This window comes from Rothia sp. HMSC058E10 (genome assembly GCF_001809415.1).
Lineage (GTDB): Bacteria > Actinomycetota > Actinomycetes > Actinomycetales > Micrococcaceae > Rothia > Rothia dentocariosa.
This window is the reverse complement of the sequence record NZ_KV797632.1, coordinates 89,553-116,333: the sequence shown is the minus strand read 5'-3', so window position 1 is coordinate 116,333 and position 26,781 is coordinate 89,553. Positions and strand designations below refer to the sequence as shown.

At 51.8% G+C, this 26,781-nt stretch carries 25 protein-coding genes and 1 pseudogene; 17 read left to right on the top strand and 9 right to left on the bottom strand.

Annotation, left to right across the window (positions count from 1 at the left end; genetic code table 11):
• On the top strand, nucleotides 1–1,024 hold a 1,024-nt coding region (gene sucB, locus HMPREF2609_RS06830; RefSeq protein WP_070535980.1), incomplete at its 5' end, for a 2-oxoglutarate dehydrogenase, E2 component, dihydrolipoamide succinyltransferase.
• Nucleotides 1,025–1,170: 146 nt separating this feature from the next.
• Nucleotides 1,171–1,518, top strand: a complete 348-nt coding sequence (locus tag HMPREF2609_RS06825) for a hypothetical protein (protein WP_048753784.1) — start codon at nucleotides 1,171–1,173, stop codon at nucleotides 1,516–1,518.
• A gap of 144 nt (nucleotides 1,519–1,662) precedes the next feature.
• On the opposite strand, the gene HMPREF2609_RS06820 is transcribed toward HMPREF2609_RS06825, so the two are convergent.
• The gene (locus HMPREF2609_RS06820; protein WP_239661915.1) at nucleotides 1,663–2,742 is read right to left on the bottom strand and encodes a hypothetical protein; all 1,080 of its coding nucleotides are present in this window, start codon (nucleotides 2,740–2,742) and stop codon (nucleotides 1,663–1,665) included.
• A 563-nt stretch (nucleotides 2,743–3,305) separates the two neighbouring features.
• On the opposite strand from HMPREF2609_RS06820, the pseudogene lipB reads away from it, so the two are divergent.
• From lipB to HMPREF2609_RS06805, 3 genes and pseudogenes are all read left to right on the top strand, one after another.
• A pseudogene (gene lipB / locus HMPREF2609_RS06815) lies at nucleotides 3,306–4,013 on the top strand (lipoyl(octanoyl) transferase LipB); the annotation flags it as partial.
• Between the two features lie 208 nt (nucleotides 4,014–4,221).
• The gene (gene lipA, locus HMPREF2609_RS06810; protein WP_070448557.1) at nucleotides 4,222–5,229 is read left to right on the top strand and encodes a lipoyl synthase; all 1,008 of its coding nucleotides are present in this window, start codon (nucleotides 4,222–4,224) and stop codon (nucleotides 5,227–5,229) included.
• Nucleotides 5,230–5,484: 255 nt separating this feature from the next.
• A complete protein-coding gene (locus HMPREF2609_RS06805; RefSeq protein WP_048753778.1) occupies nucleotides 5,485–6,204 on the top strand; it encodes a DUF4191 domain-containing protein in 720 nt (239 codons plus the stop codon).
• A gap of 110 nt (nucleotides 6,205–6,314) precedes the next feature.
• Here HMPREF2609_RS06805 and HMPREF2609_RS06800 read toward each other — a convergent pair whose 3' ends face one another.
• On the bottom strand, nucleotides 6,315–6,764 hold the full coding sequence (locus HMPREF2609_RS06800; protein ID WP_070448558.1) for an RDD family protein: 450 nt from the start codon (nucleotides 6,762–6,764) through the stop codon (nucleotides 6,315–6,317).
• A 190-nt stretch (nucleotides 6,765–6,954) separates the two neighbouring features.
• Here HMPREF2609_RS06800 and glnA point away from each other — a divergent pair, with 190 nt between their 5' ends.
• From glnA to budA, 6 genes are all read left to right on the top strand, one after another.
• Nucleotides 6,955–8,379 (top strand): type I glutamate--ammonia ligase, encoded by a 1,425-nt coding sequence (glnA, locus tag HMPREF2609_RS06795; RefSeq protein WP_070535975.1) that lies wholly within the window; start codon nucleotides 6,955–6,957, stop codon nucleotides 8,377–8,379.
• A 611-nt stretch (nucleotides 8,380–8,990) separates the two neighbouring features.
• Nucleotides 8,991–9,506 carry a nuclear transport factor 2 family protein gene (locus HMPREF2609_RS06790; protein WP_070535973.1) on the top strand — a complete coding sequence of 172 codons (516 nt, stop codon included), beginning with the start codon at nucleotides 8,991–8,993 and terminating at the stop codon, nucleotides 9,504–9,506.
• Between the two features lie 222 nt (nucleotides 9,507–9,728).
• Nucleotides 9,729–10,595, top strand: coding sequence for a GRP family sugar transporter (locus tag HMPREF2609_RS06785; RefSeq protein ID WP_070535970.1), 867 nt, complete (start codon nucleotides 9,729–9,731; stop codon nucleotides 10,593–10,595).
• A gap of 115 nt (nucleotides 10,596–10,710) precedes the next feature.
• Nucleotides 10,711–11,193: a GNAT family N-acetyltransferase gene (locus HMPREF2609_RS06780; protein WP_238382282.1), complete on the top strand. Its 483-nt coding sequence runs from the start codon at nucleotides 10,711–10,713 to the stop codon at nucleotides 11,191–11,193.
• Nucleotides 11,194–11,341: 148 nt separating this feature from the next.
• Nucleotides 11,342–11,827, top strand: a complete 486-nt coding sequence (locus HMPREF2609_RS06775; protein WP_004004987.1) for a GNAT family N-acetyltransferase — start codon at nucleotides 11,342–11,344, stop codon at nucleotides 11,825–11,827.
• Nucleotides 11,828–11,917: 90 nt separating this feature from the next.
• Nucleotides 11,918–12,667 carry an acetolactate decarboxylase gene (gene budA / locus HMPREF2609_RS06770; protein ID WP_004004988.1) on the top strand — a complete coding sequence of 250 codons (750 nt, stop codon included), beginning with the start codon at nucleotides 11,918–11,920 and terminating at the stop codon, nucleotides 12,665–12,667.
• 228 nt (nucleotides 12,668–12,895) lie between these two features.
• Here the strand turns inward: budA and HMPREF2609_RS06765 are convergent, their stop codons facing one another.
• A complete protein-coding gene (locus tag HMPREF2609_RS06765; RefSeq protein ID WP_041321510.1) occupies nucleotides 12,896–13,324 on the bottom strand; it encodes an HIT family protein in 429 nt (142 codons plus the stop codon).
• Nucleotides 13,325–13,339: 15 nt separating this feature from the next.
• Nucleotides 13,340–13,999, bottom strand: coding sequence for an MBL fold metallo-hydrolase (locus tag HMPREF2609_RS06760; protein WP_070535969.1), 660 nt, complete (start codon nucleotides 13,997–13,999; stop codon nucleotides 13,340–13,342).
• A gap of 194 nt (nucleotides 14,000–14,193) precedes the next feature.
• Here HMPREF2609_RS06760 and HMPREF2609_RS06755 point away from each other — a divergent pair, with 194 nt between their 5' ends.
• The gene (locus HMPREF2609_RS06755) at nucleotides 14,194–14,658 is read left to right on the top strand and encodes a Fur family transcriptional regulator (RefSeq protein ID WP_037231042.1); all 465 of its coding nucleotides are present in this window, start codon (nucleotides 14,194–14,196) and stop codon (nucleotides 14,656–14,658) included.
• A gap of 119 nt (nucleotides 14,659–14,777) precedes the next feature.
• Here the strand turns inward: HMPREF2609_RS06755 and HMPREF2609_RS06750 are convergent, their stop codons facing one another.
• From HMPREF2609_RS06750 to HMPREF2609_RS06730, 5 genes are all read right to left on the bottom strand, one after another.
• Entirely contained in the window at nucleotides 14,778–15,728 is a 951-nt protein-coding gene (locus HMPREF2609_RS06750) for a metal ABC transporter permease (protein WP_070535966.1), read from the bottom strand.
• Nucleotides 15,725–16,711, bottom strand: coding sequence for a metal ABC transporter ATP-binding protein (locus HMPREF2609_RS06745; protein WP_070535964.1), 987 nt, complete (start codon nucleotides 16,709–16,711; stop codon nucleotides 15,725–15,727). Before HMPREF2609_RS06745 ends, HMPREF2609_RS06750 begins: the two co-directional genes overlap by 4 nt.
• Complete coding sequence (locus tag HMPREF2609_RS06740) at nucleotides 16,712–17,680, bottom strand: metal ABC transporter solute-binding protein, Zn/Mn family (RefSeq protein WP_238789001.1); 969 nt, start codon at nucleotides 17,678–17,680, stop codon at nucleotides 16,712–16,714.
• Nucleotides 17,681–17,838: 158 nt separating this feature from the next.
• On the bottom strand, nucleotides 17,839–18,933 hold the full coding sequence (locus HMPREF2609_RS06735) for a hemolysin family protein (protein WP_070535961.1): 1,095 nt from the start codon (nucleotides 18,931–18,933) through the stop codon (nucleotides 17,839–17,841).
• Nucleotides 18,930–20,282, bottom strand: coding sequence for a hemolysin family protein (locus HMPREF2609_RS06730; protein ID WP_070535958.1), 1,353 nt, complete (start codon nucleotides 20,280–20,282; stop codon nucleotides 18,930–18,932). The genes HMPREF2609_RS06735 and HMPREF2609_RS06730 overlap by 4 nt, the downstream gene beginning before the upstream one ends.
• A gap of 365 nt (nucleotides 20,283–20,647) precedes the next feature.
• Between HMPREF2609_RS06730 and HMPREF2609_RS06725 the strand changes: the two genes are divergently transcribed.
• The 5 genes from HMPREF2609_RS06725 to rsrA all read left to right on the top strand — a co-directional run bounded on the left by HMPREF2609_RS06725 (nucleotide 20,648) and on the right by rsrA (nucleotide 26,757).
• Entirely contained in the window at nucleotides 20,648–24,478 is a 3,831-nt protein-coding gene (locus tag HMPREF2609_RS06725) for a multifunctional oxoglutarate decarboxylase/oxoglutarate dehydrogenase thiamine pyrophosphate-binding subunit/dihydrolipoyllysine-residue succinyltransferase subunit (RefSeq protein ID WP_070535955.1), read from the top strand.
• A gap of 239 nt (nucleotides 24,479–24,717) precedes the next feature.
• Nucleotides 24,718–25,314, top strand: a complete 597-nt coding sequence (locus tag HMPREF2609_RS06720; protein WP_013397390.1) for a GDSL-type esterase/lipase family protein — start codon at nucleotides 24,718–24,720, stop codon at nucleotides 25,312–25,314.
• Nucleotides 25,315–25,511: 197 nt separating this feature from the next.
• Complete coding sequence (locus HMPREF2609_RS11255; RefSeq protein WP_095343185.1) at nucleotides 25,512–25,586, top strand: 50S ribosomal protein bL37; 75 nt, start codon at nucleotides 25,512–25,514, stop codon at nucleotides 25,584–25,586.
• Nucleotides 25,587–25,788: 202 nt separating this feature from the next.
• A complete protein-coding gene (locus HMPREF2609_RS06715; protein ID WP_004005002.1) occupies nucleotides 25,789–26,430 on the top strand; it encodes a sigma-70 family RNA polymerase sigma factor in 642 nt (213 codons plus the stop codon).
• A 36-nt stretch (nucleotides 26,431–26,466) separates the two neighbouring features.
• Entirely contained in the window at nucleotides 26,467–26,757 is a 291-nt protein-coding gene (gene rsrA, locus HMPREF2609_RS06710) for a mycothiol system anti-sigma-R factor (RefSeq protein ID WP_004005003.1), read from the top strand.
• Nucleotides 26,758–26,781: the final 24 nt, after the last annotated feature.

Genomic DNA, 26,781 nt, shown 5'->3' with positions numbered 1-26,781 from the left:
TCCCGCTCCGGTTGCTGAGGCTCCGGCTGCACCTGCAGCTCCTGCTGCTCCCGCTGCTCCTGCCGCTCCGGCAGCTGCTGAGGGCGAAGCATACGTGACCCCGCTGGTCCGTAAGCTCGCTAAGGACAACGGCATCGACCTGTCCACCGTCAAGGGCACCGGTGTTGGTGGCCGCATCCGCAAGCAGGATGTTCAGGCTGCTATCGCTGCTAAGGGTTCCGCTGCTCCCGCCGCTGCTGCACCCGCTGCTGCTCCGGCTGCTGGTTCCGCAAAGGCACCGCACACCTTCGAGGTTTCCCCCAAGCGTGGCACCGTCGAGAAGACCGCACGTATCCGCCAGGTTATTGCAAAGCGCATGCGTGAGTCCCTGGACATCTCCACCCAGCTGACCCAGGTCACCGAGGTTGACGTGACCCGCATCGTTCAGCTGCGTGCAAAGGCTAAGGACGGCTTCGCTGCTCGTGAGGGCGCTAAGCTGACCTTCCTGCCCTTCTTCGTCCAGGCAACCGCTGAGGCTCTGCAGCAGCACCCCGCTCTGAACGCTTCCATGACCGAGGACTACAAGCAGATCACTTACCACGGCTCCGAGAACATCGCTATTGCTGTGGACACCCCCAAGGGTCTGCTGGTTCCCGTCATCAAGAACGCTTCTGACCTGGGCATTGCTGGCCTGGCAAAGGCTATTGGCGACCTGGGTGGCCGCGCACGTACCGGCGACATCTCCCCCGAGGAGCTGTCGGGTTCGACCTTCACCATCACCAACATTGGTTCCTTCGGTGCACTGTTCGACACCCCGATCATCAACCAGCCGAACGTTGCAATCCTCGGTACCGGTTCCATCGTGAAGCGCCCCATGGTTGTTAAGGATGTTGACGGTAACGACGTTATCGCTATCCGCTCCATGTGCTACCTGTCCCTCACCTACGATCACCGCGTGGTCGATGGTGCGGATGCAGGTCGCTTCCTGTACACCCTCAAGACTCGCCTGGAAGAGGCAAACTTTGAGGCTGAGCTCGGTCTCTAAAGGGGTCCTGGCATGATGTAGCATCGTGTTTCAAGGGGTGTGTTGGCATATAAGCCAACGCACCCCTTTTTTATTTTTTATTCTTCGTCGTTATGCCGAGTTTGTTAAAGTAGACATTATAGTGACAGAGTGTCAGAATATTAGCTATGTTTCTTCTCAACAACGTTCTTGTGTTTTTGCACATCATAGGTGCCGCGATTATTATTGGGCTCTGGATTGCTCATTTTCGCACACCTAAAGTTCTGCCCGGGCAGTTTCACGCATCGCTTCTGATGCTCGTAACGGGCTTACTCCTGGTAGGAATTGCTGAGGTTACCGGCAGTCCTAACCACATTAAGATTGCGGTCAAAATTCTTATTGCATTGAGCATTGCTGCTGCCGCATTCATCGGTCAACGCAAGTACAAGGCGGGAGAACCGATTTCAACAGGATTAGCGCATGCAGTGGGCGGTCTTGCCGTCATTAATGTTGCCGTTGCCACCATCTGGCACTAAACAGCTCTTCACTTCGGCACAATGCTCTTGCCCATGTTCCCGGTAGTTTTTATAGACCTACCGGGGATATGTTTTTAAGAGCTGCACGCTTGAACTCGCAGCTGCCTCATCTATATGCAGCTCTCCCCTGGTGGTTATTTTTATTCACGGCTCATGGACGACCGTAGGCTGCGCATCGGGCTCATTGGGTGTTTCATCCGTGACTGGTGTTGCCGTGACAATACGCCATACCCCTTCGTCGCAATGCAGCTCAAAGATAACTGTCTGCACCGGCACACCGTCCACAAGGTGAACACCGGATTCTTTCTGCTCCGCATCCGTTGGGGCGTATCCGGGCGACTCTACTTCTGCGGTTATTCCTAAAGAGTCAGAGTCTCTGTGCAGAATACGGGTCAATGAGCGCAGTTTCAGCGTCGCCGCCCCCTGGGCGCTCAACGACTGATTGCGCTTCTCTATAACCTGAGTGAGAATAGCCTGCTCATCCTGCGGAGTACTCACAACGGTAGACTGAGTAGTGTGAGACTCATGATGATGCATAGCTTCCGGAACCCAGATTGCCCCGGCTATTGCTCCAGCTCCTAAGATTATGAGACTCCCAACCCCCAGAATCATAAGTTTGCGGGTCGTAAAATTACGAACCTTTGAACGCCCACGGCTATGCCCAACTTTGAAAGTACTCTTCCCTATAAGTTTTTGAGCGTTCTGATGTCTAACCTTGGGCAGGGTCTTAGCGCTTTTAACGGTATTCGGTTCTCGCGAAGCAACAGGGAGTTTAGACCGTACTGACTCAGGCGCGCTGGTATAAGCGTTGAGAGGCTGCGTTTGGAATGCGCTGAATGCGTCAAGAACCTCCTGTACAGTAGCCTTAGGATCATCAAGCAGACGCTCAAGCTCGGTTCCCAATGTCTGCGGCACATCGGCAAGGAGCGGCAGCGGAATGCGTTGATGAGTCTGCCGAGGCGACTCTCCGGTGAGCGCATACCACAGAAGAGCCACAAAATCATGAACTCCGACATGTTCATGTTCATCCGGCTGGCGTTTACTCGCTTTGACAGAACTGGGCAGACAAAGAAACTCGGGGAGTCCAGCAACGGTTACCATCACGTGCTGAGGCTCTAGATGCTCAGGATAGATATGCGCCGCGTGTAAGCTCTTGAGACCCCATCCTATGTGGTGTGCCAAGGTCGCAACCTCGGCGAGCGGTAAAGTTCCACGTGCCTGCACGAGAGATTCGAGTGATCCTGCCTCAACCGGTTCGTACCAATAATAAGTTCCTGGCTCTGTGTCAGACGACTGCCTTTCGTCCCGCGTTACGGCTAGTACAGTGGCAACACCGGGTAAGGGTGGTAAACCGCAAAGTGTTTTGATCTGTTGCGACGGTATTTGCTGAGAATCATGACTTATCGCAAGGGTGTAAAGCCCCGGAGCTAAATGTTTGGGAAGAATACGATTCTTAACCAATGAATCTCTATTTGCATGTATCTTAACTGTCCAAATACTCAGGTTTGGTTCTTCGTGAAGATTTTCAAGGTATGTGATGCTATCGGTGTTCATACTCTAGATGTACCGGATTTTAGAAAAGCACCGTGAAAGTTATCCACAGGAACAAGGTTTTTAGCGATTTTCATGCTGTATAACGCGTTTCTGCTCGCCTTCTGCCTTGTTTATGACGTCATAATCTGTCACACAAAGTACGAGTTGTTTTCCTAGAGCGATGCTGCGTCCCAGAGCACGTGTAATCAGGAAGCCCTAATTTTTATCGTGGTCGTTCCGGTACTAAAGTAGAAGCTATGTCCGTAATACTTGAACGTGTGGGGTTTGCCCCTGACTATGTGAATTATGTTGAGAGCCTTGATATGCAATCTCGCCTTCATGCAGAGGTAGCGGCACGCGCTCGGCAAAACACTATTCTTCTGCTCGAACATGAGCCCGTGATTACGGCTGGCAAGCGCACTGAAGATCATGAGTACCCCACAGACCGTTCAACTCCAGTCGTGAAAATTGACCGCGGCGGAAAACTTACGTGGCATGGTCCCGGCCAACTGACCGGGTATCCCATTCTGAAACTTCCTGAACCTCTTGACGTGGTAGCGTATGTGCGCCTCCTAGAAGAAATTATTATGAATGTGCTCGCTCAGCTTGGCATCAAAGGCGAACGAGTGGAAGGGCGCAGTGGCGTATGGATTCTGGGCGATGGTATTACACCGGATAAGAAAATCGCCGCTATTGGGATTCGCGTTTCAAAGCAAACCACAATGCACGGGTTCGCCATTAACTGCTGCAATGAGACCGCGCCGTTCATGCAGTTCATTCCCTGCGGTATTACGGATGCTGGTGTCACAACAATCTCAGAGCAGCTCGGTCGTACAGTAACCCCGGCAGATATTCTAGGGCCCCTTGAGCGTGAGCTCATCAAATATCAGGATCGTTTGGCGATGCCTTTTGAACCCTTTGTTCCGCAGGAGCACAAGGTGGCACACGAGACGGCTGCGTAGCCACAAGGCTCAAGTATTTCACCTTGTCAGTGCCGCTTATCGATATTCGGCGGGTAATCCGAATAGAGATTTGTGTGCGTAAACAAGACTTAAAGACAAATAAACCATAATCCACGCCACAGTGTTTTTCGCCTGCACGATGCGGGCGTAAAATAGGTTTCAGCCCGTTTTAAACCGAGGGCGCATCCAGTTAGAAGGAGCAACACACATGAGCATTAAGCTTGAAGGCCGCAAGCTGCTGCGCGTCGAGGCTCGCAATGCTGAGGTTCCCATCGAGAAGAAGCCTCACTGGATTAAGACCAAAGCCGTTGTGGGGCCTGAATACAATGAAATGAAGGAACTGGCCCGGGGCCAGGGGCTTCATACAGTGTGTGAGGAAGCTGGCTGTCCTAATATCTACGAGTGTTGGGAAGACCGCGAGGCAACCTACCTTATTGGCGGTTCCGAATGCACTCGCCGCTGCGATTTCTGCAATATTGCGACTGGTAAACCTGCTGCAGTTGATTACGCTGAGCCCTTCAAAGTCGCTAAAAATGTTAAGGTTATGGGTTTGCGTTATGCCACGGTGACCGGTGTGGCACGTGACGATCTTGAAGACGGCGGTGCCTGGCTCTACGCAGAGACTACACGTCAGATTCACAAGATGTGCCCCAATACCGGTGTTGAGATGCTGATCCCTGATTTCAAGGGTAAGCCAGAGCATGTGCAGAAAGTCATTGATGCACGTCCAGAGGTTTTTGCGCACAACTTAGAGACTGTGCCGCGTATCTTTAAGCAGATTCGTCCGGCATTCCGTTATGAGCGATCACTCGATGTGATCACCCAGGGTAAAGAGGCTGGCATGGTCACGAAGTCCAACCTGATTCTGGGTATGGGTGAAACTAACGATGAGATTTACGAGGCGCTCTGCGATCTGTACGACGCCGGATGCGATATTATCACCCTGACTCAGTATCTGCGCCCCGGTCCCCTTTTCCATCCCATTGAGCGTTGGGTGAAGCCCGCCGAATTCCTGGAGTTCTCAGCTATGGCAGAATCCATCGGTTTTGCTGGCGTTATGGCTGGTCCGATGGTTCGGTCCTCATATCGTGCCGGTCGTCTGTGGGCACGCGCGATGAAGAAGAACGGCTATGAGATTCCAGAAAACCTTGCGCATATCGAAGATGGCGGTGCGGCTTTGCAAGAGGCTTCTTCCCTCGTCGCAGCGGGTTTCTAGAATAGTAGAATAGTTCAGTCCGCAGAGACATAAATTTAGAAAATTCCCCGGTTCGTCCTCTCCTGAAGGTTACGAATCGGGGAACTTTGTTTACCCCAACGAGGGCCAAACTTTAGACACATTTGCCGGGTTTGGCTGTTAGGTGAGTTTTTCCTTAGGAGAATGCACGGGCATCCAGGTCAAGAACAATCTAAGATAGAATAAATACTGCAGTCTTATACTGCATTTTCCTACCCGTTGTCCAGAGGAAGCACCGTGGCAGAAAAGCGCGAAGAGAAGAAAAAGCAGAAGAAAGATAAGTCTCCGGGTACGTTTGCCCAGATGAAGCAGGTCTACCAGATGACCAAAAAATCTGACCCGAATATCGGGTGGATTCTGCTTCTTGCAGTGGTCGTTACCCTACTTGTTTTCGTCCTGATCGGCGCGTTACTCAACAACATCATCACTTTTATTATTCTTGGTCTTGCGGTTGGCGTTCTTGCCGCCATGATTATTCTGGGTCGTCGCGCACAAAAAGCAGCGTTCACACAGATCGAAGGACAACCTGGGCGTGCGGGTGCCGCCATGAACTCCGTGCGCCGTGGCTGGATTGTGGAAGAGCAGCCTGTAGCTGCGAACCGCAATCAGGATCTTGTTTTTCGTGGTCTCGGTAAGCCGGGGATTGTGCTGGTAACCGAGGGCCCGTCATCTCGTGTGCAGAACCTTGTGAAAAATGAGAAGAAACATCTTAACCGCGTAGTTCCCGGTGTTCCCGTACACGTGATTGAGACCGGTCACGACGAAAATCAGGTTGAGTTGAAAGATGTCGTCAAGACTATGAACAAGCTGCCTAAAGCCCTGACTCAGCAAGAAGTTCAGGGAGTTTCTAATCGTCTTAGTACCCTCAACCATGTGCGTAACCCCATGAACAGCATTCCAAAGGGTATAGACCCGAACCGTGTGCGCCCCGATCGTCGCGCAATGCGTGGGCGTTAAGAAACGGTACATCCTATGGTTGAGCCCCGACATCATGGTGAGGTCGGGGCTCAGCTTTTCTGTCTAATACCCGGAAAACAATATAAGCTCTCCGGCAATACAGTTCGCATCTAGCGGATGCGCACAAGTATAGTTCCTGCCGCGCGATCATGAAGACCGCGTGAATTCGCATCCAAAATTACGGTGGGCAACACCAGCATGGTCAGCACAGCTCGGATAAGGGCTCGCTTCCAACCAGCGGGCCTGCCATCTAGAGTTTGCACTTGGACTCCAACCAGAAAATGCCCCAGAGTGTGCCCCATAAATCCCACGAGTACGATCAGGTACAGCAGAAAAATTCCTAGTGTCGTTAGACCATGTATTTGTACATTTTGGCCTCCGACTAGCAGAAACGCAAGACCCAAGCATAGATACCAATCTATGATGAAACCTAGGAGGCGACGCATCGGACGGGCTATAGCGCCAGGTCCTGTCTCTGGTCGCCCCATGATCTCTCCGGGGTATTTTTGGTCGCTGGGCGCGCCATTGAGCCACGACCCAAGATCGTCACGTTCAATCATGGTTTCTATTATCCTGTATCTTTTTCCTAAACGTACGCCACCCTACCACATCTGCAACTTTGTAACACTACCGAAACATAATAGACACGACAGAGCAAAAAATACCCCCTATGCTAGATAGTGGTGCACAACTCATAAACTGGGCGCCACACCAGACACCAAGGACAAAACACCACGAGGAGCAGTCCGTATGTTTACCAGTCCCCAAGAAGTTCTCGATTTTATTAAGAGCGACGATATTGTCTTCGTCGACATTCGATTCACCGATATGCCCGGGGTGCAGCAGCACTTCAACCTTCCGGCAAAGGCGATCGACGAGGATTTCTTCGTCAACGGTCAGCTTTTTGATGGCTCGTCTATTCGTGGTTTCCAGGGCATTGCCGAGTCTGATATGCAGCTTATTCCCGATGTTAAGTCGGCGTATGTTGATCCTTTCCGTCTTGAAAAAACCCTTGTTATTATCTGCTCTATTGTGAATCCCCGCACTGGTGAGCCTTACCATCGTGACCCTCGCGGCGTAGCCGAACGCGCCGAAGCGTACTTGCAGTCCACAGGTGTTGCCGATACCGCGTTCTTTGCTTCTGAAGCCGAGTTTTTCGTCTTTGAGGATGTCCGTTACCAGGTAGAGCCCAATTCTGTGTTCTATAAAATCGATTCCGATGAAGCATATTGGAACACCGGCCGCAAGGAAGAAGGCGGCAATCTTGGTAATAAGACCCCTATCAAGGGCGGTTATTTCCCGGTCTCCCCTGTCGATAAGCAAGCCGATCTGCGTGATGCTATGTGCGTAGCGATGGATCAGGTTGGGCTCGAAGTTGAGCGCAGCCATCACGAGGTCGGTTCCCCTGGACAGGCAGAGATCAACTACAAGTTCTCCACCCTCACCAATGCCGCCGACGACCTGCTGAAGTTTAAGTACGTTATCAAGAACACCGCCGATGAGTGGGGCAAGTCTGTGACTTTCATGCCGAAACCTGTCTTCGGCGATAACGGTTCGGGGATGCATTGCCACCAGTCACTGTGGTTAGACGGCGAGCCACTCTTTTACGATGAGCGTGGGTACGCAAACCTCTCCGATATCGCTCGCTGGTACATCGGCGGTCTGATTGAGCATTCCTCCGCTGTGTTGGCGTTTACCAACCCGACCGTTAACTCTTACAAGCGCCTTGTGCCTGGCTACGAGGCCCCCGTGAATATGGTGTACTCGCAGGGTAACCGCTCTGCCGGTATTCGCATTCCGATTACTGGCGCCAACCCGAAAGCTAAGCGCCTGGAGTTCCGTGCCCCTGACCCCTCATGTAACCCCTATTTCGCGTTCTCGGCTCAGCTTATGGCCGGTTTGGATGGTATTCGCAACCGTATTGAGCCGCCCGCACCGATCGATAAGGACCTGTACGAGCTGCCCGTCGAAGAGGCCAAGGATATCAAGAAGGCTCCCGCTAACCTTGAGGAGGCGCTGGCCGCGCTTGAGGCAGACCACGACTTCCTGCTCGAAGGCGGCGTATTCACCGAGGATCTGATTCATGCGTGGATTGACTACAAGCGCACGAACGAGCTTGAACCGCTCTCGCTGATTCCTCACCCGCTGGAATACCAGCTGTACTACGGTGTCTAACCGTTAGTTATAGAGGTTAGAATGCTCCGTGTCCTCATATATGAGGGCACGGAGCATTCTAGTTAATATCGGCATTATAGGAATAGTTCTGTACCTTTGACTCTGAAAATAAAAGGGCAAAAATTTATCCCTTTTACTGACATAGCCGATTCTAATTTTCAATATAGTCGTATATCAGAACTCACGATGATAATTCCTAAGGATTCTAAGACTCCAACCTCTGACAAGCATATTTATTAGCTTTATAATAATTTTGAGATATTCTTATAGTTTTTTGTCTGCCTTTGCTTCATCATAGATTATGCTCATGGCGAGCATACACATACTAACCTTTCCAGAATTTGTATATTCCGGTTGTGCTTTCATATTGACAATACACTGCGGCATTGCCTAGCATAGTAGCCTTCCTTAACTAGTAAACACTGAGAAGATAGACCTATTCGCAAGTTTCCCCACTCAGAAAGAACAGCTCCACAAGGTACTTGATTCCCTCAGTGGCCATAATGTGGAATACTTACAAAATCTGGAATTAAGGCTTAACCTTCACGTATGATGAAGCCGCAAGTAAGTTCTTAGGGGATTACTGCCTCCACGTTCTAAAGGAGTTTGACGTGTCGCATGTACTATCACGCCGTACTGTATGTCTATCAGCTGGTCTTACAGCAGTTGCAACTTTCGTAGGTTGCGCTTCCAGCTCGCTGTCGTCCGATGAAGCACTATATAAGAATGACCAGCTATTACCCTCTGCACCAGGCGAGCCCTATACAGGTTCCGATGAACAGCCTATTCGCACACAAGAGCGTATGTTTATGGCGATGATGGATGCTGACGCCGAAACTCTCCGTTCCACTCTCACTGAGGATGCTACACTCACCCACATCACAGGCCAGATCCAGACTCGCGATGAGTGGGTACAGTCGGTTGCCGACAAAACTATGTCCTACAGCAATATTGAGGTAGTATCTGCTCACGTGGAACGAAGTGACAATGGCGCTCAGCTCGTAGCACGCACGCGCACAACCGCAAATATTAATGGGAGCGATGGAACCTGGAATCTCCAGCTTGTATCGCAGATACACCCCGATGGTACGCACTTTACGAAGACTGTCGCCTCCCTATGGTCTTAAAGCTCGACCGAACTATCCTAAAGATGCCCTTATGTAAGGAGGGCATCTTCTGTTTTAAGATCTCAAACAGGATGTTTACCTACAGGGCTCGAAATTTTATAAAACAAGATAAGCTAGAGTGAGCTTACAGCGTTATAGACGTTTCTAAAATGGTAATTTACTATTCTTTCCACGGAACAGCTGTATATTCTGTGTTCTCATAGTGCCTAAGGAAATATTTCCATGGATATCCTTATCGGTCTTATACCCGCGCTATTCTGGGGCATTCTGCCTCTGTGCGTATCTAAAATCGGTGGTAAACCGACTCAGCAAATTATGGGTACCACGATGGGCGTGCTCCTCATGGGTATTGGCACTTCCCTGCTTTTCTTCCCGATTCGCCTTGACGCTTGGGCATTTTTTCTGTGCTTCCTCTCAGGGGCAAGCTGGGCGTTCGGGCAAATGAACCAATATCGCGCATTTACCCAGATCGGTGTTTCTCAAACCATGCCTTTATCGACTGGCATGCAGCTGGTAGGTACTTCGCTGATGGGCGTGGTGGCGTTCGGTGACTGGGGTACCGTTCAGGCTAAGATTATCGGTGCTGTGGCTCTGACGCTCATTATCATCGGTATCTGGATGACCACGAAGCAAGAGAATCCTGACCCACAGTCGGGTGGGAATATGCGAGCCGGTATTATCACACTCTTAATTTCTACCATCGGATATGTCGGATATTCGTTCTTTCCCAACTATGTGAGTGTAGACGGGTGGTATAAATTCCTGCCCCAATCAGTGGGTATGGTGGTAGCGGCTATCACGATGTCTATGCTGACCCGTGACGGTACCCGCCCTTGGGATAAGAAGTCTTTACAGAACATTATCTGTGGCGTGATTTTCTCGGGTGCTGCGTTAGCCTACCTAGTGTCTATTGAGCCGCATCGCAACGGTGTTGCCAGCGGGTTTACACTCTCGCAGATGAACGTTATCATCTCCACTCTGGGCAGTATCTTACTGCTGGGCGAGAAGAAAACGAGGCTGGAGCTACTGTATGTGTTAGGAGGACTCGCCCTCGTAGTTATTGGCGGCGTTCTTATTGGTACGCTTTAGCTGTACACGCCGCACATTCTCACCGCATATTCTCTAGATTTCGTGTGATTCGCACACATCACGTTAGAATAATGAGAACTGTCTTTTCACCGATATGACCAACGCAGGAGAGCCCGTGTCCAAATTCATCGCCAAGCATTTTGACGAGCTGACCGCTCACGAGTTGCAGCAGATTCATATTATTCGTTCGCTGGTGTTCACAGTGGGTCAGCAATCAACTGATCAGGAGCCTGATGACGCTGATTTCGAATGCATCCATATGGTGAATGAGGACGATTCGGGAAAAGTGCTCGCGTATCTGCGTCTATTCGATCTTGAGAAGGTTCAGGATGCACGCCACCGCTACATTCCGGGCGCGTGGACATTCGGTCGTGTGGCAGTTCACCCAGATGCACGCGGTACCGGCCTGGGACGCAAGCTTTTACACGCAGCCTTGGAATGGATCCGGAATAACACGGACGCAAAAGAAATCGTGATCGCCGCTCAAGCATATCTGAAAGATACCTACTACAGTCCTGAGGGGTTTGTTGAGCGCGGTGAGCACTACATGGAGTCTGGAATCGAGCATGTCGAGATGGTGCTCGATCTACAGCGCTAATCCGGCGATTGAGCACTAGCGCATCCACGGATGATGCGGGACGGGCAAGTTTTAGGAAACTACAGTGCCGGATATGTGCCTCTAGTAGTGTAACGCATCATATGCCCGCCCGCTCTCAACAGACCGTTCGTCAGACAAAGCAGGATTCATGACTTCCTCTCCCGGTTTTACGGCCAAACTATTTGATGAGCTCACACTGCATGAACTTCAGCAGATTCATATAACACGCACCCTGGTTTTTACTGCGGGGCAGAAGATTACTGAGCCCGAGGCTGATGAAACCGATTTTGAATGCGTCCATTTCTTTTCCGCTGATGATTCTGGTCGTGTACTCGCGTATCTGCGCATGTTTGATCTGGAACATGTCAATGACGGTAATCACCGCACCATCGCAGATGCATGGACGCTGGGCCGTGTTGCGGTACGTCAAGAAGTACGCGGAAATGGGCTAGGACGCAAACTTTTACACGCGGCCATTGACTGGATTCGCACGAACACATCTGCACGGCAGATTGTGATTAGCGCGCAAGCATATTTAAGAGATACCTACTATGGGGCGGCCGGTTTTGTGGCTCGCGGTGAACCCTATCAGGAAGCTGGAATCAAGCACATTGAAATGGTACTCGATCTCTAGCATGGGCATATTTTATATACAAACACGGCATTTGGAATATGCGGCGTAGAATGATGGTGTAGTCAAATATACGCGATGGAAGGTAAAACGATGGCATATCAGCCGACTCAGCTCAATGGCGAAACCGTATTCCGCAACGAGGTCTTCCAGACCGGTCTTATGTCTCAGTTGCTCGACGGTGTGTACGATGGCGAAATGACAATTGGTGAGCTGTTGAGCCACGGTAACTTTGGGGTAGGAACTTTTAACGGTCTTGATGGGGAGATGGTGGTGCTCGACGGCGATTGTTACCAGGTGCGCCATGACGGCTCGGTTTCTATCCCCCAGCTTACTGATCGAACCCCATATGCAGTGGTCACAAACTTCGTACCCATGATCCGTCGTGAGCTTCCGCAAAACATGCTGCGCACCTCCACCTCACAGGTTCTCGATAATTTTACGGTGTCAAAGAACTACATGTACGCTATCAAGATTTATGGCGAGTTTGAGTGGGTTCGTACTCGTACCGTGGTTAAGCAGGAAAAGCCCTACCCGAAAATGGTGGATGCAACCGAGAATGAGGATATCGTTCAGTTCGATAATCTGACGGGCACGATTGTGGGTTTCCGTACCCCCATCTATGAGCAGGGCATTTCCGTTCCGGGGTGCCACGCCCACTTTATTGACGATGACCGTACTCATGGCGGACACGTGGTCGATTTCAAATTAAAGTCAGCAAACGTAGAAATCTGCCCCGGTACCGGTTTACAGCTGCATCTGCCGCTGACCCCCGAGTTCTCTTCCGCCAACCTCTCCCCCGAAGATTTGGCAGATCAGATCTCAAAGGCGGAAAAACACTAAACCTACCTACGGCGAGGGCGAGCCCCCGAATACTTTTCTTGCGAGTATGCGGAGGCTTTTGCCTGCTTCTCAGCAGAAACAGAGCAAGCGCTGCACCGTTTCAAAGCGTACCGCTGAGGGGCAAGCTGTACATCATGCTCACCACAGACATGAAAAAGCGCCTTTATCTGAATAAAGGCACTTTTTCATGTCTGTGGTGAAACGGAATATTAAGAGGATCAGGCTCTCCTAAGCCTCCGGCACAAATTCACCGTGTCCGAGGTCACGCAAGGCTGTACGCACCGCCTCCGCGTCAGCATCCAGTTCCTCGGCAGTCACGTTAGCGAGCGCATTCGCCGGGTCATATTCCGCCATACTATCCGCTGGGAACAGATGAATATGCGTGTGTGGCACATCGAACCCGGCAATCATAAGCGCTACCCGGTCTTTATCGAAAGCTCGATCTAGAGCGCCGGAAATCTTATGCGCTACTGCGAAAAGATGTGCTGCAAGCTCCACCGGCAGCTCGGGCCAACGGTCAATTTCTTCATGCGGGACCACAAGCAGATGCCCGTGCGATGCTGGCTGAATATCCATAAACGCCACGCATTTCTCATCTTTCCAGACAAAACGACCCGGAATCTCGCCGTCAATAATCTTGGTAAAAATACTGCTCACTCTATCCTCCAAAATCTAGAGCTTGACCGTGTCACCGGGGTTTAGATGCGAATATTCGGTACCGTACTTGTTGCTAAAGGTAGTAATCAAGCCCTCGATAATTCCCGTACCATTCTCATTAATCATGCCATTGTGAATGGGGTACGCATGCCGTGCTCCCACCGCGATCACAAAATCGATAACTTCTTGAACCTTGCTCCAGGGCGCGTGCACCGGCACCAACACATGAGGAGCTTTCACGCCATGTGGCACCACGAGGGAATCACCGGGGTGGTACACAATACCGTTAATGAGGTATCCAATATTGGCGATCGTAGGGATCAAAGGGTGAATCAGCGCGTGCTGACCGCCAAAGGTCTGTACATCAAAACCGGGCACCGAAAATTCGCTATCTGCCGATACAACAGTGACGTGGGCGTTTGGTGCAGTATCAAGAATTTTCTCTGCGACAGCTTGCGGCGCCCAAATACGCAACTGTTGCTTTTCGGCGATCAAAGGCAGCACACGATCGGCATCAAAATGATCGGGGTGCTCGTGTGTGATCAAGAGGTAGTCCGCACCATCAAGCAGCTGAGCATGTTCGCCCTCAGGCGCGAAATTTCCGGGGTCAAACACTAGTACATGACCGTCGTGCTCTATCCGCACACTTGAATGGGTATATTTTGTCAGTTCCATGGTTCCAGTCTACTCGCCAGATTCGAGCCTGCTCTAGTGCTGTACCATAGCTAACTACAGGGTAATCTAGAATTTTCACCACGTGAGAGAATTAATAACTCGCACTTGATATGCAAAATTTTAGTGTAGAGTCATTAGAAAAGGCTCACAAACCCGCATACTACTTGGGTGTGCCCCACCCGGAAGGTTATGTTTTGGATACTCATATTCCCGTCCGCAAGATCGTGAAACAGGCAGAGGCGCGCAACACCAAGCAGCGCCGCATTATCAAGGCCACGATGGCCGAACTGGGCGATTTTATTTCGGCGCAGGATTTGCACCTCACCCTAGCTAACCGTAAAGAACAGGTGTCTTTGGCGACGACCTACCGTGTGCTCCAGTCTCTCGCTAATTCGGGAGAACTGGATGTCGTGAAGGGTGTCGAAGGCGAGTCGCTTTACCGCCATTGTCAAGGCGATACGCACCATCATCATCTTCTGTGCCGCCGTTGCGGTAAGGCCGTGGAGCTTGAGGCACCCGCTATTGAGGATTGGGCCCTTGATATGGGGAAAAAATACGGGTTCTCGGAATTGGAGCATGTAGTTGAAGTCACTGGCTACTGCCCTGAATGCACTCTGGAACTCCGTGATGAAGAAAATCGGTTGACGGGGCGCCAGTAAATAAGACCTGAATCCTGGTTCATCCCGCAGAGTATGCGCTACTTTTAAAGTCTGTTGCCCACAACTCAACCAAGAGTTGTGGGCAACAGAACTTTAAGATTCTCTAGAAAGAGCCGCTACTAGACGCTCGCAGGGTGATGATGTGCATCCCCTTGTGTCTGACGGGCGATGCGACCTGATGCACTGTGCCGCCTCCTAACTCCGCCAATAATGCGGCAGATAAGATAAATTACGAAGGATACACTGGTGACATAAGGGCTGATCGGTAGCGAGCCGGCAAGCGCAAGCAAAATACCGCCCACAATAGCCATTTCCGCAAAAATCACCGAGAGAATAAGCGCTTTAAGCGGGGATGCGGTCACCTGAAGCGCTGCGGCAGACGGAGTAATCAAGAGGGCCAGCACCAACAGGGAGCCAACGACCTGAACCGAAAGCGCTACAGCGATACCCAGAACCACCATAAAGACCAGGGATAGGGTACGCATAGGAACGCCTTTTGCCTGGGCCACTTCGGGATCGAGTGAAGCGAAGCTCAGTGGCCGCCAGACCAGAGTCAGAATTGCGATAATTACAATGGCTCCAGCGATCATGGCGTTCAGCTGATCACCATCGACCGAAACAATCTGACCGGTTAAAAGCGAGAATTTATTGGCGCTCCTGCCCTGGTAGAGCGAGAGAAAGAGAATGCCTAAACCCAGACCAAAGGGCATGAGGGCACCAATGACCGAGTTTGATTCGCTTTTCTTCACGCCCATCATGCCGATCAGCAAGGCGGAGATAATGGACCCAATCATTGACCCGGTAATGACATCGTACCCCAGAAGAAGTGCCAGCGCGGCGCCCGCAAACGACATTTCAGATACACCGTGCACGGCGAAGGCATGATCGCGCATCATAACAAACATGCCGACGAAACCGCCGATAATACCGAGGACTGCACCCGCAAGAATAGAGTTCTGCAACAGCTGAACTAGTTCGCTGTATCGGTCGAAAACGAAAATCCGCGAGAGTAAATCGTTCTGTTGCTGGCTTGCCGCAAGCACCGGAGAGATTACTGTGGAAAGAATCATTGGGGTGTCCCTCCGCCCTTGTGCTCGGCGTGATATTTCGTAGTATTAGAAGAATCTTCTAGGGCACCCGCCGCGCTCGCGGTTTTGATCGGTTTACCCGAGGATGCATCATGATCCGTCTCGACTGCAATTTCTCGAAGGTCCTGATGCGCACCATGAAGGTTCTGCTCCCCACCTACCACATGGCAATGGTCGCTGGCATGGGTCTCCCCTACCACAACGTAGCGCCCGTTGGATTTCAGCACGTTGATGGGGGTTCCATAAAGATCGCTCAGGGTTTCGCTGTTCATGACCTCGGGTACAGTTCCTACGGTAAATCGCCCGTTGGCGAGATATAAGACGCGATCAACATGCTCAATGATGGGGTTAATCTCGTGAGTTACGAAGATAACAGAGCCACCCTGATCGCGGTTAAACCGATGAATCAGATCAGCAACCGCGTATTGATGGTTCAGGTCGAGAGAGAGAAGAGCTTCATCAGCAAGCAGCATTTGGGGGTTATTCGCGAGAGCTTGGGCTATGCGCAGTCGCTGCTGTTCGCCCCCTGAAAGCAGACCAACCGGAACATTGGCGTATTCTAAAGCGCCGACGGCCTCTAAGAGTTCATTGACTTTTGCACGATACTTTCTGCCGCCCAACCGGATTCCCCAGCGGTGCCCGTCGATGCCCAAGCCAACGAGGTCGCGGGCACGCATCGGGGTTGATGGGTCGATTGCTTTTTGCTGGGGAATGTAGCCTACGCCGGGGTTTCCGGCGCGGGCCGGCTTGCCCAGAACAGAGATTGTGCCGGTATTCATCACGGTGAGCCCGAGGGTTACTTTGAGGAACGTGGATTTTCCGGAACCATTTGGTCCAAGAACCGCGAAATATTCTCCTTGGGCAATGGAAAGATTGAGGTCATTCCAAAGGGTACGGGTTCCAAAAGCGAGGCTACCCCCGCGTATTTCTATCGCGGGGGTGCCTGATGGTGTCGTATTTTTCACTTAGGAAAGTGCCTTTTCGAGATTTGAAACGTTAGTCTTCATCCACGACAGGTAATCGGTGTTTTCGGGGAGAGTTTCGGTAAAGGAAACATGGGCAACCCCCGCGTCTTTAGCCGTTTGAAGCACTTCCTTGGTCTGTGAGGTTTCGGTTTGCTCGTTGTATGCCACCAGGGAGACCTGCTTCTCAGTCACCAAATCTTGGGTTTCCTTGAGCACAAGTGCCGGAACGTCTTTCTCAGCTTCGATAGATTCCGCGAATTCCTCAGGGGTTGCATTCTCGGCTCCCGTGGAGGCAATCAGGTAATCCGGCACAGGCTCGGTCGAAATATATTTCTTACCTTTACCGTTGATCTTCTTCGCTGAGGAGTCCAGAGTATCAAGTTCTGTGCCGAGTTTCTTAGCATTTTCGCGGTAGGAGTCCGCGTGCGCGGAATCCAGCTGTGCCAAGTCTTCTGCTACTTCGGTGGCAACTTTCTTCATGGTGTCGAAGTCGTACCAAAGGTGCTCGTTAAACTCGTGGGCGTGTTTATGTTCTTCACCGTCTTCATGATCATGGTGACCGTCCTTGTGGTCTTCGGCGAGATGATCATATTCGCTGTCAGTTAGTTTCCCGCTCAGCTTGACGGCGTTGACAACCTTCTGTGAGCTATTGTCTTTACCTGCCATATCTTCAAGGAACTGGTCGTAGCCGCCTCCATTGACCACAACAAGACCTGCGTCCTTCGTTTTAACACGGTCTGCTGCGGTTGCTTCATAGGAGTGAGGGTCAGTGCTAGTTGACGCAATAATAGGGGTAACGTCTACGTTGTCCCCTCCCACCTGCTTGACAATATCGGCATAAACGTCAGTGGTTGCAACAACTTTTACTTTCCCGCCGTCGTTGCCTGATGACCCGTTGGAACCCGAGTTAGCGGTTGAGCAGCCACTCACCATGAGAGATACTCCAGCCAATACCGTTATGGTGCTCATGAGTTTTTTCATGTTAATTCTTCTTTCGACTGCGGCGCGAATATTTTCCGAGCGAGTTTTACCAGGCTACGCAAGGTGAAAACGATTTTCAATTACGACGCGCCGGGTTTGCTGATGCATTACCACTAAATCACGCCATATACCGTATAAACAACTCTTTATTGTTCATCTTGGCTTACCCCTTCAGAGTGCGATGTGCTGGCTTTACGCCGCTTCGAGTCCTGTGTCGTATCATGAATTTCGCCCACAAGTTCTTCGATCACATCTTCCATAAAGACCACGCCTAATAATGTGCCCGAAGTGTCTACGACCTGCGCCAGATGCGAGCGATTCTGCTGCATGGTGGCGAGCGCATCGTCAATTTCGGTCGTCGGTGTTAGAACGGTCAAAGACCGCAGTTTGTACCAGGGAAAAGGCTGGTCTGTGCGTTCAGGGGCTACGTCTAGGGCATCCTTGAGGTGCAGGTACCCCATATAGATTCCGGCTTCATCGTGGACGGGAAAACGAGAATATCCGGTGCGCGCTACGGCGTGTTCTACCTCTGCCGGAGTACATCCGAAGGGCAGTGTATGCACGTTGTCCCGACTTACCATAATCTCAGAAACATGCTTCCCGCTAAATTCGAGAGCGCCGCCGATAACGCCGGCATCGTCCTCGACGGTGCCTTCTGCCGTGGATTGGGCAACGATAGACTGTAGCTCGCCTAGTGTAAAGGTAGAGGCGACCTCGTCTTTAATATCCACCCGCATCCAGCGTAAAAGCATGTTTGACATACCGTTGAGAAACGCCACGATGGGAGCAAAAACATGCGAAACCCGTACCAACGTAGGAACAATCCACAGGGCAATACCGCGCGCTGCTAGAGTAACTGCAGCATTTTTCGGCACCATTTCACCAAAAATAACGTGCAGATACGTCACCACGATAAGGGTAACGACGAAGGCAAGAATATCGACCGTGGTGTGCGGAAGACCAAGTAACTCTAAAGGTGACCCCAGCAGATGGTGCAGAGCAGGTTCGGAAACGTTCAGAATCAGCAGAGAACAAATCGTAATACCCAACTGGCAGGTAGCCAACATCAGAGAGACGCGTTCCAGTGCGTAGAGCACCACTTTTGCGCGTTTACTTCCCCCATCCGCCAGGGGCTCTATTTGGGCTCGGCGGGTAGACATGATGGCAAATTCACCTGCGACAAAAAATGCATTGCCGATAAGCAAAATAACGAGGAGTGCTATAGCTATCCAGTCATTCATGAGCGCACCTGCCGATTCTGCAAAACCGCTGGCTGCGATACGAGCCCTTCCCCGATGCTGTCGGGGATAAAGCGGATGCGGTCTACCCGGCGTCCCTCAACATGGTCTACGCGCAGAATACCGCCAGGGATCGGTACCTGGTCACCCTGTTCAGGTATGCGCCCCAGCTGCTCCATCATAAAACCGCCCACGGTTTCGTAGGAAGGATGCTCGGCGATGACACCGGGAATAAATTCGTTAACCTCATTCGGGCGACGCAATCCTGAGAACACCCAGTCGCCGTTACCAAAACGTAGAGGCCGTTCCGTTCGCCCTTGATCGTGCTCATCGGATACCTCGCCCACAATCTCTTCAACAAGGTCTTCAAGAGTCACAATTCCCGATGTTCCGCCGTATTCGTCGAGGACGACGGCAAGTTGTAATGCTCCTTCACGCAGCTGAGTAAGAAGCGCATCCACGTGCAGCGTTTCAGGAACCTGCAGCACGTCATCAGCCAATGCACCGGCTTCCAGGGTCTCACGCACATCGGTTGGAACCCCGACAGCTTTCTTCACATGGATAACGCCCACAATATTGTCATGATCTCCACGATAGAGCGGAAAACGCGAATGCCCGGTCGCACGGGCCTGCTCTATAACCTCTGTTACGGGCGCCGTATCTTCGAGCATCGTAACCCGCCCTCGCGGAGTCATCACCTCGGAAGCGGTAAGTTCAGCAAAACTAAGCGTGCGATCCACAAATCGAGCCGTATCCGAATCCAAGGTTCCCTGCTCCGCAGAGCGACGCACCATTGCCGAAAGCTCTTCGGGACTGCGGGCAGCAGAAAGTTCCTCCTGAGCCTCCATGCCGAAGAGACGAAGAATCCTATTGGCAGACCCGTTCATCACGACGACCACAGGTTTCATGATGCGCGTAAATATAAGCTGCGCAGGCGCGACTTGCCGCGCCACCCGGTAGGGTTCAGCGATCGCAATACCTTTAGGCACCAGTTCACCGAGGAGCATTGATAACAGGGTGGCAATTCCCATAGCAAGCACAAGGGTCAGGGTTGAAGTTACAGCCCTAGGAAGACCCCACGAAGAGATAAATCCAGCGGTTAACGCATTAATGGAAGCGTCGAGTGTGTACCCCGTGAGCAGAGTCGTAATCGTAATGCCAATTTGGCAACTTGAAAGCTGTGTTGAGAGAGTACGTAAGCATTGAAGAACGGCGTTAGCGCGAGTATCACCTTTTTTCCGTTCTTGATACACGGTCGCGGTCTCAAGTGCCACAAGTGAGAATTCGACAGCTACGAAGAAACCGGTTCCTAGAATGAGTGCGATGCCGAGAGCAAGAAGTATAAAGTTCATGCGTTCACCGCGCACCCAACGTCATCAGAACGACGAGCGTCATAAAAGTGTAATATTCGACAGTCTGTATTGGGGTAACTGAAGGGGTCATCCATAGCCCATATTCTAGCGAATGTTTAAGGCAATTTTGCAGTGGTCGCTACGCTTTCCTTTAGATATCAATGTAAAACAGAGATACATAAGCTCCCATGAGCACAATATCTCGCAGAACTTACCCACCCTCAAGGTATGTTTTGCCTTCCTACAAGTGTGTTCCCGTGAAGAACAACTCACCGTATCCGCCGGGTTCAGCTGGAAAGTTCGGGTGAGTTCTCACTAAACTAGGTTATAGAGTATTTGGTGCGCTGCAGCTCTTGCAGTCCGCAATGTGTGCGAGACTTGAAGAGGCACACACAAAGCCAACTTATACTCAGCGTGATGATTCGCCCCTCGAAGATGCGGGTCGTCTGTGCCGGATTTCTCCGGACGCGACGGATAAATTCACAGTCAAGGAAGAGGCGTTTACAGTGCCAAATCTGCCAGATCACCTGGTACCTGAGGAATTTGCCGGTAACGAATGGTTCGTCGAAGAACAATATGAACGTTATCAGCAAGACAAAAATCTCGTGGATCCTTCGTGGTGGCCCATTTTTCAGTCTATTGATAAGGCCCTTCAAGGAACTCCGGCGGCCTCCGCCCCGGTAACAGCTACCCAAAAAGCCGAGGCGACACCTTCTGCTCCAGCCGCTGCAGCATCTATTACTACCCCGGCGCCTCAGCCTGCTGCACCAACAAAGTCGACAGCATCGCCCGCTCCTAAAACCTCATCAAAGGCAGAAAACGTGGAACCTTTAGAAGATAAAATTGTACCCCTGCGCGGACCGGCTAAAGCCGTTGCCGCCAACATGGAAGACTCGCTTACCGTTCCAACCGCTACGACGGTGCGCGCGGTACCAGCTAAACTGCTGATTGAAAACCGTTCTGCCATCAACGCTTATTTAGCTCGAACCCGCGGCGGCAAGATTTCTTTCACGCATATCATTGGGTACGCCGTTATTCGTGCGCTCGCTGCCATGCCTTCAATGAACGTCACCTACGGTCATGATGAAAAAGGCAAACCGATTGCTATTCACAATGCGAACGTGAACTTCGGTCTGGCTATCGATCTGCCCCGCCCTGATGGCTCCCGCAACCTCGTGGTTCCGAATATCAAGGGTGCACAGACCTTGAGCTTCTTGGAGTTCTGGCAGGCCTACGACGATATCGTCAAACGTGGTCGTGCAGGTCAGCTTGGGCTGGAAGATTTCCAGGGAACTACGGTTACTCTCACGAACCCTGGCGGTATCGGTACCGTACACTCTGTTCCTCGTCTTTCGAAAGGGCAGGCCGCAATTATCGGTGTGGGTGCTCTTGAATACCCTGCTGAGTTCCGCGGCGTGGCGGAGACGATGGCAGCCCAGCACGCTATTTCCAAGATTATTACCCTTACGAGCACCTATGACCACCGCGTTATTCAAGGTGCTGGTTCCGGCGAATTCCTTAAGATAGTAGAGAGCTACCTCTTAGGCGCCGAAGGATTCTATGACGAAATCTTCCAGGCTATTCAAATTCCCTTCGAACCTGTTCGATGGAGCCAGGATAATCAGGTTAATCCTGATACTGAGGTTTCTAAGGTCGCCCGCATTCAACAGCTTATCCACGCGTACCGCGTGCACGGTCACCTTATCGCCCGCACCAACCCAGTGGGCTACCAGCTACATTCAAACCCCGATTTGAACGTAGAAAGCTACGGTCTGACTCTGTGGGATCTGGATCGAGTATGGCCTACGGGAGGGTTTGGCGACAAAGAACAGCTTCCTTTGCGTACTATTCTGGCGCGTCTACGTGAGGCATATGCGGGTACTCTCGCGGTCGAGTACATGTACATGGAAGACCGTAAAGCCCGTGAATGGTTCCAAGAGAAGCTGGAGCATGGCTACAGCAAGCCTAGCCGTGAACGTCTGATGCATGTTCTGGAGAAGCTTGTTGAGGCCGAGGCCTTTGAGACCTTCCTGCAGACCAAATACCTGGGTCAGAAGCGTTTCTCACTCGAAGGCGGAGAGTCACTCATTCCTCTGCTGGATGCGATCATCAACAAGGCGGCAGATAATAATATGCACGGGGTCGCCATCGGTATGGCGCATCGTGGCCGCCTCAATGTTCTGACCAACATCGCGGGTAAGTCTTACGCCCAGATTTTCCGTGAGTTCAGCGGTACTGCGGCACCATATGAAGGTGGTTCTGGCGATGTGAAATACCACCTTGGCACCGAGGGCACGTTCACCTCTACCTCAGGCAAGCAAACTCAGGTGTATTTGGCTGCTAATCCTTCACATTTGGAGGCTGTTAACACCGTTCTGGAAGGCATCGTGCGCGCCAAGCAGGATGTTCTTAACGACCAGGGTATCGAAGGTCATCCCATTCTGCCCATCTTGATTCATGGTGACGCCGCGTTTGCCGCACAAGGTATCGTCATGGAAACCTTGCAGATGGCTAATCTGCGTGGCTACACTACCGGCGGTACCGTACACATCGTGGTGAATAACCAGATCGGCTTCACGACATCTCCGAAGGATGGACGTACCGCCACCAACGCAACCGATATTGCTCGGATGACCAAGGCGCCTGTCTTCCACGTAAACGCCGACGACCCCGAGGCCGTAGTTCGGGCAGGTCGTCTCGCATTCGAGTACCGCGAGCGCTTCGGTCGCGATGCCGTAATTGATTTACTCTGCTACCGTCGCCGCGGTCACAACGAGGCTGATGACCCGTCGATGACTCAGCCGAAGATGTACCAGGTGATTGATAATATGCCTTCGACCCGCACCAAGTATGCAGAGGCTCTGGTGGGTCGCGGCGATATCACCCAGGAAGAAGCAGATGAGGCATTGAGTGCATACCACTCGAAGCTGGATGCGATCTTCAGCGAGACCCAAACGGCCGTACCCGCTCCCGAGACCCCCAATGTCGCTGGACTTGAGCTGCCGGCTTCTCAGCAGAGCACCGAAATTGTTCATGGCGGTAACACCGCGATCTCTCGCGATACCTTCGAGCACATCGCAAAAGCATTCGGTGAAGTTCCCGAGGGTTTCACGGTTCACAAGAAGCTCAAGAAACTGTGTGAACAGCGCGTTGAGATGGGCACAAACGGCAAGGTCAATTGGGGCATGGGCGAGCTTCTGGCCTTTGGCTCTCTGCTCATGGAAGGCACCGATGTGCGTATGAGCGGCCAAGACGTTCAACGCGGTACCTTCGTGCAGCGTCACGCGGTGCTGCATGATCATCTCACTGATGACGAATGGTCACCGCTGCAGCATCTCTCGGATCATCAGGGCAAGCTGCGTATCTACAATTCACTTCTGTCTGAGTACGGTGTCATAGGCTTCGAGTATGGATACTCGGTTGAACGTCCCGATTCGATGGTGGTGTGGGAGGCCCAGTTCGGTGACTTTGCGAACGGTGCCCAGACGATTATCGACGAGTTCGTGTCATCGTCTGAACAGAAGTGGGGTCAGCGTTCTTCGCTGGTTCTTCTGCTCCCCCACGGTTATGAGGGGCAGGGCCCGGACCACTCATCAGCACGTATAGAGCGGTACCTGCAGTTGTGCGCTGAAAACAATATGACGGTTGCTGTGCCTTCTACCCCGGCATCGTATTTCCACCTGTTGCGTCGTCACGCACAGCACCGCCCGTATAAGCCGCTTGTGGTTATTAGCCCTAAACAGCTCTTGCGTTTGAAGGCTGCCTCATCCTCAATTGAGGACTTCACGGAGGGATCGTTCCAGCCCGTTATTGGCGATCGTTCCGGTGTTACTCCGGCTCAAGTTGAGCGTGTAGTCTTTGTCTCTGGTCGTCTCTACTACGATCTTGAGGCTGAGCGTGCAAAGCGCGGTGATACGAAAACCGCTATCGTCTCCGTTGAGCAGCTTTACCCCCTGCCCGAGGCAGAGGTCAAGGCACAGCTGGATTTGTACTCGAACGCCACCGATATTGTATGGGCACAGGATGAGCCCGCTAACCAGGGTCAGTGGCCGTTCATGGCTTTGAACCTGCTGCCACTTATTGACTACCGGATGCGTTTGGTGTCCCGCCCTGCGTCGGCATCTCCCGCAGCAGGTACGGGTAAACGCCATGCCGCTGAAGCTGAGGCACTGATGAAGCAGGTCTTCGAAGGCTAAATCCTTTGTGGGGTAAAGCCCCATCACAACCGTAGCTTCACAGCGAGTTTTATAACTCGTGCGATTGTGGAAGGCTGTAGTGATGGGGCTTTTCCTATGCCTCAAGTGGATTTTTCATCACGATTGGATCAAAAATTTTCGAGGAGTTCGAAAACATAACTCGAACACCTTATGCTTAAACAAAAGGACAGAGCGTTTACGTACTGCAGACGCAAGATATCAACGGAAGAAAGAACCCCGTGGAGCAACGCAATATTCGACTTGTAGCGGTTGGAGACGACCTGCTCGCCGGTGTCGGTGACCCCCGCACCCTAGGTTGGTTTGGTCGCGTGATGGCACGTACCCCGCAAACTAGTGCATCCATTTCAGCCTATAATCTCGCCGCCCCGAATGAAGGAAGCGAGCAGTTGAGTACTCGATGGTTTGATGAGGCACGCCGCAGGTTCCTTCCCGGTGCCGATAACCGTTTGGTCATAGCTCCCTCAACTTTTGACATTGATTTGGGACTCACCAGTGCACGTTCACGCTTGAATCTTGCCAATATGGTAGACATGGCGTCTCAGAACAGCATCCGTGTACTTGTGGTGGGCCCTCCCCCGACTCTCGACCCGGAGCGTAACCGTCGTATCGCTGATCTTTCGGCGGCTTATGCAGATGTAGTAACCCGCCGTAATCACGTGTATGTCGATACGTTCAACCCTCTTTTACACCACGAACAATGGCGCAATGATCTGGCCGCTAATGATGGGCGTCCGGGACAATCTGGATACGGTCTCATGGCGTGGCTTGTACTCCACCGCGGTTGGTACAGCTGGCTTAACCTTCCCGAGCAATAAGATCTTACGCAGACAGAGTATCTAGATCTCCATATTTTTCGCATCAGCCTGTTGGTAAGATGCATTCAAGCCGTTTCTATGAAAAAATAGACGGCGTTGCCCTATGCGTTTAAGCCTGTGCTAAGACTCGGGGCGGTTAGTTTAGAGCCTCGCTGGCTTTCTTTGAGCAGAGGTTCACAATTCTGAAGGAGGCTCCTATGAGCAAGCGCGGTCGTAAGCGCAAGGACCGTCGTAAAGGCGGCGCAAACCACGGTAAGCGCCCCAACGCATAAGGTATCTTGCTATACGTAAGAACCCCGGTGGTCTTTCACCGGGGTTTTGCTTTATCGAATTATCTGGCCTTTCAGCTAATGATCGTGCTGCGGATACCGGGAATAATTCATTCGAGCGAGCCGTTACATTCCCCGAAGCCTCACACGAAGGTATGCTGTACACAGGCCCCCGAAAGTCATTACACGACAGAAAAGAGCACCTATGAGCGAGTCCAACGCCGCAGAAGCGACGGCGACTCTCACACCTCGTGAATTACGTGAGCGCTTCACTGCAGATGCCATGCAATACGTCGATCAGCTTTATGCCGCTGCCTTACGCATGAGCAGGAATTCGGCAGACGCCGAAGACCTCGTTCAAGAGACGTATACGAAGGCCTTTGCCTCTTTTCACCAGTACAGGCAAGGTACCAATCTCAAGGCGTGGCTGTACCGTATTCTGACCAATACGTACATTAATCTGTACCGTAAACGCCAGCGAGAGCCACAGCAGGCCCATACGGAATCCGTCGAAGACTGGCAGTTAGCCCAAGCGGGCGCTCATGATGCTTCAGGGCTACGCTCAGCCGAGATGGAGGCTCTGGATGCGCTCCCGGACACCGAAGTACGGCAGGCTCTCGCCTCACTCACCGAAGACTTCCGCATGGTGGTGTACTACTCCGACGTCGAGGGGTTCTCATATAAAGAGATCGCCGAGATTATGGATATTCCATTAGGAACGGTCATGTCGCGGCTGCACCGCGGACGCCGCATTCTGCGCGAAAAATTACTGGATTATGCTCGCGAAAATGGTTTACGCCCTTCGACTATCGCAAAGGTCGAAGCAAAAGCGGCGAAGAAGAAATAGGCTCAGTTTTATAAACTCGGAAGAAAGGAGTCTGCTATGGAAGAGCAAACACCCGAGAATAGCACGGCACTTACCGAAGATTGTGGCGGCAACCCCTGTTCCACAACACTCAAAAACCTTTATGAATATCTTGATGGCGCTCTCACCGCTGAGGAAATACAAGAAATTCAGAGGCACCTTGATGCTTGCTCGCATTGCACCGAAGCGAAGGATCTTGAGGTCCTTTTGCGTGCGAAGATCAAATCTTCGTGTGACGAGCAGGCGCCTGAATCCCTCAAAGCCAGGCTTTTGGAACATATTGATGAATTTTGTTCGGCGAGTGCCTAAGCCTTCACCGCCTTTGGTCTAAGT

Excerpts from the sequence above, each read along its gene's own strand:
- HMPREF2609_RS06825 (WP_048753784.1), top strand. The coding sequence starts at position 1,171 with ATGTTTCTTCTCAACAACGTTCTTGTGTTTTTGCACATCATAGGTGCC.
- lipA (WP_070448557.1), top strand. The coding sequence starts at position 4,222 with ATGAGCATTAAGCTTGAAGGCCGCAAGCTGCTGCGCGTCGAGGCTCGC.
- HMPREF2609_RS06800 (WP_070448558.1), bottom strand. The coding sequence starts at position 6,764 with ATGATTGAACGTGACGATCTTGGGTCGTGGCTCAATGGCGCGCCCAGC.
- glnA (WP_070535975.1), top strand. The coding sequence starts at position 6,955 with ATGTTTACCAGTCCCCAAGAAGTTCTCGATTTTATTAAGAGCGACGAT.
- HMPREF2609_RS06785 (WP_070535970.1), top strand. The coding sequence starts at position 9,729 with ATGGATATCCTTATCGGTCTTATACCCGCGCTATTCTGGGGCATTCTG.
- HMPREF2609_RS06775 (WP_004004987.1), top strand. The coding sequence starts at position 11,342 with ATGACTTCCTCTCCCGGTTTTACGGCCAAACTATTTGATGAGCTCACA.
- budA (WP_004004988.1), top strand. The coding sequence starts at position 11,918 with ATGGCATATCAGCCGACTCAGCTCAATGGCGAAACCGTATTCCGCAAC.
- HMPREF2609_RS06760 (WP_070535969.1), bottom strand. The coding sequence starts at position 13,999 with ATGGAACTGACAAAATATACCCATTCAAGTGTGCGGATAGAGCACGAC.
- HMPREF2609_RS06750 (WP_070535966.1), bottom strand. The coding sequence starts at position 15,728 with ATGATTCTTTCCACAGTAATCTCTCCGGTGCTTGCGGCAAGCCAGCAA.
- HMPREF2609_RS06740 (WP_238789001.1), bottom strand. The coding sequence starts at position 17,680 with ATGAGCACCATAACGGTATTGGCTGGAGTATCTCTCATGGTGAGTGGC.
- HMPREF2609_RS06735 (WP_070535961.1), bottom strand. The coding sequence starts at position 18,933 with ATGAATGACTGGATAGCTATAGCACTCCTCGTTATTTTGCTTATCGGC.
- HMPREF2609_RS06730 (WP_070535958.1), bottom strand. The coding sequence starts at position 20,282 with ATGAACTTTATACTTCTTGCTCTCGGCATCGCACTCATTCTAGGAACC.
- HMPREF2609_RS06725 (WP_070535955.1), top strand. The coding sequence starts at position 20,648 with ATGTGTGCGAGACTTGAAGAGGCACACACAAAGCCAACTTATACTCAG.
- HMPREF2609_RS06715 (WP_004005002.1), top strand. The coding sequence starts at position 25,789 with ATGAGCGAGTCCAACGCCGCAGAAGCGACGGCGACTCTCACACCTCGT.
- rsrA (WP_004005003.1), top strand. The coding sequence starts at position 26,467 with ATGGAAGAGCAAACACCCGAGAATAGCACGGCACTTACCGAAGATTGT.